Source organism: Luteibacter sp. P4_D7_3 (assembly GCF_056401735.1).
The window spans coordinates 1-4742 of record NZ_JBFUIT010000300.1; the positions used below are offsets into that span (position 1 = coordinate 1).

The 4742-nt window shown below is 65.7% G+C and carries 6 protein-coding genes; all 6 read left to right on the forward strand.

Annotated features, from left to right (window positions below):
- Positions 1–807: 50S ribosomal protein L3 N(5)-glutamine methyltransferase (prmB, locus tag AC1DSN_RS18470; protein ID WP_477332119.1), on the forward strand; the 807-nt coding region annotated here is incomplete at its 5' end.
- An 18-nt stretch (positions 808–825) separates the two neighbouring features.
- Positions 826–1941 (forward strand): chorismate synthase, encoded by a 1116-nt coding sequence (gene aroC / locus AC1DSN_RS18475; protein ID WP_477332121.1) that lies wholly within the window; start codon positions 826–828, stop codon positions 1939–1941.
- Positions 1934–2932 carry a 2-hydroxyacid dehydrogenase gene (locus AC1DSN_RS18480; protein ID WP_477296646.1) on the forward strand — a complete coding sequence of 333 codons (999 nt, stop codon included), beginning with the start codon at positions 1934–1936 and terminating at the stop codon, positions 2930–2932. Before aroC ends, AC1DSN_RS18480 begins: the two co-directional genes overlap by 8 nt.
- 31 nt (positions 2933–2963) lie before the next feature.
- Positions 2964–3992 (forward strand): aspartate-semialdehyde dehydrogenase, encoded by a 1029-nt coding sequence (locus AC1DSN_RS18485; RefSeq protein ID WP_477332123.1) that lies wholly within the window; start codon positions 2964–2966, stop codon positions 3990–3992.
- Positions 3992–4282, forward strand: coding sequence for a hypothetical protein (locus tag AC1DSN_RS18490; protein ID WP_063573738.1), 291 nt, complete (start codon positions 3992–3994; stop codon positions 4280–4282). The genes AC1DSN_RS18485 and AC1DSN_RS18490 overlap by 1 nt, the downstream gene beginning before the upstream one ends.
- Positions 4283–4452: 170 nt before the next feature.
- Positions 4453–4742, forward strand: a 290-nt coding sequence (locus AC1DSN_RS18495) for a type IV pilus assembly protein FimV (protein ID WP_477332125.1), incomplete at its 3' end; no start/stop codon positions are given.

Here is a 4742-nt window from a genome sequence, read left to right on the forward strand (position 1 = left end):
CACCTGGTACTGGCCGCCCTGCACCTGCCGCCGGACCTGCCGCCGGCGTATGGCACGGGCAAACTGGTGTCCGACGAGCGTGAGAAGGTCCTCGCCCTGATCGAGCGCCGTATTGCCGAGCGCGTGCCCGTGGCCTACCTGGTGGGCGAAACCTGGTTCGCCGGCCTGAAGTTCAAGAGCGACCGCCGCGCCCTCGTGCCGCGCTCGCCCATTGCCGAGCTCATCGAAAGCCGTTTCACCCCGTGGCTGGACGACCGCCATGTGGAGCGCGCGCTCGACCTCTGCACAGGTTCGGGCTGTATCGGCATCGCCATGGCCGAGTACAACACCGACTGGCAGGTCGACCTGGTCGATGTCAGTGACGATGCGTTGTCGCTCGCCAACGAGAACATCGCCTACCAGCATGCCGAAGACCGCGTGCGGGCGATCAAGTCGGATCTCTTCGAAGGCGTGAAGGGCGAGGTCTACGACCTCATCGTCTCCAATCCGCCGTACGTCACCAATGACGAATACGCCGCCATGCCGGCCGAATATAGCCATGAACCGGTCCTCGGCCTGACATCCGGCGATGATGGACTGGACATCACGCTGCGCATCCTCGATGAAGCCGCCGACCATCTCAGCGAAGATGGCCTGCTGATCGTCGAAGTGGGTGACAGCGAGCATGCACTGGTCGCGCTGTTGCCGCGTTTGCCCTTCGTCTGGCTGGAGTTCAAGGTCGGCCAGATGGGCATCTTCGCGCTGGAGCGCCGCGACCTGCTCGAGCATGCCGCTGATATCGCCGCTGCGCGTGCCGCGAGAAACTAAACCCCTATCGGAAGCACCGTGTCCTCCAATACGTTCGGCAAGCTCCTCTCCGTCACCACGTTCGGCGAAAGCCATGGCCCGGCGATCGGGTGCGTGATCGACGGCTGTCCTCCCGGCCTCGCGCTCGATGCCGGTGAGTTCCGCGCCGATCTCGAGCGCCGTGCTACCGGGCGCTCGCGACATACGTCGCAGCGCCGTGAGGCGGACGACATCGAGATCCTTTCGGGGGTCTACGAGGGTGTCACCACCGGTACGCCGATCGCCTTGCTCATCCGCAATACGGATGCCCGCAGCAAGGATTACGGCAACATCCTCGATACCTTCCGCCCCGGCCACGCCGACTACACCTACTGGCAGAAGTACGGCGTGCGGGACCCCCGCGGCGGTGGCCGGTCCTCGGCACGCGAGACCACCATGCGCGTCGCCGCCGGTGTGGTGGCCAAGAAATGGCTGGCCGAACGTTACGGCGTGACCGTTCGCGGCCATGTCTCCCAGATCGGCGACGTCGTGCCTCGCGGCTTCGACGAGGCAGCTATCGAGACCAGCCCGTTCTTCTGGCCTGACGCCGCGCAGATTCCCGAACTCGAGTCCTATATGGACGCCTTGCGCAAGTCGGGCGATTCCGTCGGCGCGCGCGTCACTGTCATCGCGGACAACGTGCCGGCCGGCTGGGGCGAGCCCATCTACGGCAAGCTCGACGGCGAACTCGCCGCAGCCATGATGTCGATCAACGCGGTCAAGGGCGTGGAGATCGGCGACGGCTTTGCCGCCGTGGCCCAGCGTGGAAGCCAGCACCGCGACGAGATGACCGCCGATGGGTTCCTCTCCAACCACGCGGGCGGCATCCTCGGTGGCATCGCTTCGGGTCAGCCCGTGGTGGTCTCCATGGCGTTCAAGCCGACCTCCAGCATCCTGATTCCCGGCCGCAGCGTGGACCGGGCAGGGCAGCCGACCGAGGTCGTCACCAAGGGCCGCCACGATCCCTGCGTGGGTATCCGTGCCGTGCCCATCGCCGAAGCCATGCTGGCCCTTGTGCTGATGGACCAGGCCCTGCGCCATCGCGCCCAGTGCGGCGATGTGGGCGCGGTACCGCCGCGGATCCCCGGGACGCTGCAGGAGACATCGCATGACTAAGCCGAAGGTCTGGATCTCCCGGCCGTTCTTCCCTGACATCGTCGATCGCCTGCGTGATCATTTCGAGGTTCATGCCGAGGCCGAAGAACGGGCGTTCTCGGTGACCGAACTGGCCGAGCGGCTCGCCGATAGCGACGCCGCCATCGTCGGCCTTGCCGACAAGATCGACGGCAAGGTGCTCGAAGGCGCGCCGAAGCTGCGCTTCGTGGCCAACCTGGGCGTGGGCTATAACAACCTCGATATCGATGCCCTGACCCGGCGTGGCGTCGGTGCGTCGAACACGCCCGATGTCCTCAACGAAACCGTGGCCGATTACGCCTGGGCGCTGATGCTTGCCGCCGCCCGCCGCGTCGGTGAGGCCGAACGTTGGCTTCGCGACGGCCAGTGGCACGGCTCGCGTTTCGAGGGCTGGCTGGGCGCGGATGTGCACGGCAAGACCATCGGCATCCTCGGCATGGGCCGGATCGGCCAGGCCATTGCCCGTCGTGCGGCCGGATTCCGGGCGCCGGTCATCTATCACAACCGGTCGCGGCTCGATGCCGCGCTCGAGCGCGAATGCGCGGCGACCTACGTCGACAAGGCCAGCCTGCTGGCCCGGTCCGACCATCTGATCCTGGTGCTGCCGTACACGCCGGAAAACCGCCATGCCATCGGCGAGGCCGAGCTGAAGGCCATGAAGCCGACCGCGGTCCTGGTGAATATCGCCCGCGGTGGCATCGTCGACGATGCCGCGCTGGCCCGAGCCCTTGCTGCCGGCACCATCGCCTCGGCGGGGGTGGATGTGTTCGAAGGCGAGCCTTCGGTGCACCCCGATCTGCTGAAAATCGAAAATATCGTGCTCAGTCCGCACATCGCCAGCGCAAGTCGCGACACACGTCGCGATATGGCGGCGCTGGCTGTGGACAATGTGCTGGCGGCGTTCGGACATGGTCCTCACGCCGGCCGGCCACCCACGATCATCAATCCGGGTGTGCTGGCCGACGCCAGCTGACCTGTTCCTCCACGCCCTGACGAAAGCGAAAATGAGCAAGAAGACGAGTTACAAGGTGGCCATGGTGGGTGCGACCGGCGCAGTCGGCGAAACCCTCCTTTCGATCCTCGCCGAACGGGACTTCCCGGTCAGCGAACTGGTTCCCCTGGCGAGCGAGCGCTCGGCGGGCGGTACGGTCGACTTCGCCGGAAAACCTTACGTCGTCCAGGATCTCGCCAAATACGACTTCGAGGGCGTGGATATCGCCTTCTTCTCGGCCGGCGGTTCGGTAAGTCGCGAGCACGCGCCGCGTGCCGCCGCTGCCGGTGCCGTGGTGATCGATAACACCTCCGAGTTCCGCTACCAGGACGACATCCCCCTGGTGGTCGCCGAGGTGAACCCGCACGCGATCGTCGATTACACGGTGCGCGGCATCATCGCCAATCCGAACTGCTCGACCATGGGCATGCTGGTGGCGCTGGCCCCCATCCACCGCGAGGTGGGCATCGAGCGAATCAACGTCGCCACCTACCAGTCGGTGTCCGGCGCAGGTCGTAGCGGTCTCGAGGAGCTCGGCAAGCAGACCGCCCAGATGCTCAACTTCCAGCCGGTCGAAAGCGCGAAATTTCCGGCGCAGATCGCCTTCAACGTCATCCCGCAGATCGACGACTTCCAGCCTAACGGCTATACCAAGGAAGAAATGAAGATGGTCTGGGAGACCCGGAAGATCCTCGAGGATCCATCGATCCAGGTGAATCCGACGGCTGTCCGCGTACCGGTGTTCTACGGTCACGCGGAAGCGGTGCACATCGAGACCCGCGAGAAAATCACGGCCGAACGCGCCCGCGAACTGCTCGAGAAGGCGCCGGGCGTGGTCGTGAAGGACGAGCGGAAGCCCGGCGGTTACCCGACCCCTGTCGGCGATGCCGCCGGCCAGGATCCGGTCTACGTCGGCCGCATCCGCGAAGACATTTCCCATGAGCGCGGCCTCGACCTCTGGGTCGTGGCCGACAACATCCGCAAGGGTGCGGCACTCAACGCCGTGCAGATCGCGGAGATCCTGATCGAGGACTATCTGTAATGAACCATCGCGCCGCCATCGCCTGCCTGCTCGTCGTGTCCTCGCCCCTGGCGATCGCGGCCCAGCAAACCCAGACGAAGGCGGCGCAGGCCGACCCGGCCGCCGCCACCCGCGCCAGGGTGACGGCGGTGCACGGGGAGGTGCAGGCCGAGGACACCAACGTGCGGCAGCTCAAGGCACGCGTCGATGCGCTGGAGTCGGATACACAAGCCGCAAGCCGCCAGCTGGACGATCGGGACCGGAAAATCGCCGAACTCGAGCGTCAGCTGGACGCCCAGCGCAAGCCATAACATGTAAGGGGGGCGTGTACGGGCCTCGTGAACGACAGCAACGTTGTCGTGTAACTGCCCGTGGTCGCTATTGTTAGTTGTTGCTGGGGTGCACTACAGTGGCGCCTTCGCGGCCGACCGCCCGAAAGAGGCGTGCCGTCAGCATGGTATTAGTTCGGGGGAAGCGAGTGATGAACCGTACGTTGAAGCTGTCGATCATGCTGGCGCTTGCCACGGGGGGCGGACATGCCCTGGCGCAGGACCTGGGCGCCGTCCAGGTGCGCTCGACCATGGACCAGCCGCTGGTAGCGGAAATTCCACTGACTGGGGTGTCGGCCAAGGCCGATAACATCCATGTCGCCCTCGCCTCGGAAGAGGCGTTCTCGCGTGCGGGTCTGAACCGCAGTGGCCTGCCTGTGGCGCTTAGCTTCGCGGTGGGCAAGAACGCCAGTGGCCAGCCGGTCATCAAGGTGACCAGTAG

Bases quoted from the DNA above. Each gene is read 5' to 3' on its own strand.
- AC1DSN_RS18480 (WP_477296646.1), top strand. From the start codon at position 1,934: ATGACTAAGCCGAAGGTCTGGATCTCCCGGCCGTTCTTCCCTGACATC.
- AC1DSN_RS18485 (WP_477332123.1), top strand. From the start codon at position 2,964: ATGAGCAAGAAGACGAGTTACAAGGTGGCCATGGTGGGTGCGACCGGC.
- AC1DSN_RS18490 (WP_063573738.1), top strand. From the start codon at position 3,992: ATGAACCATCGCGCCGCCATCGCCTGCCTGCTCGTCGTGTCCTCGCCC.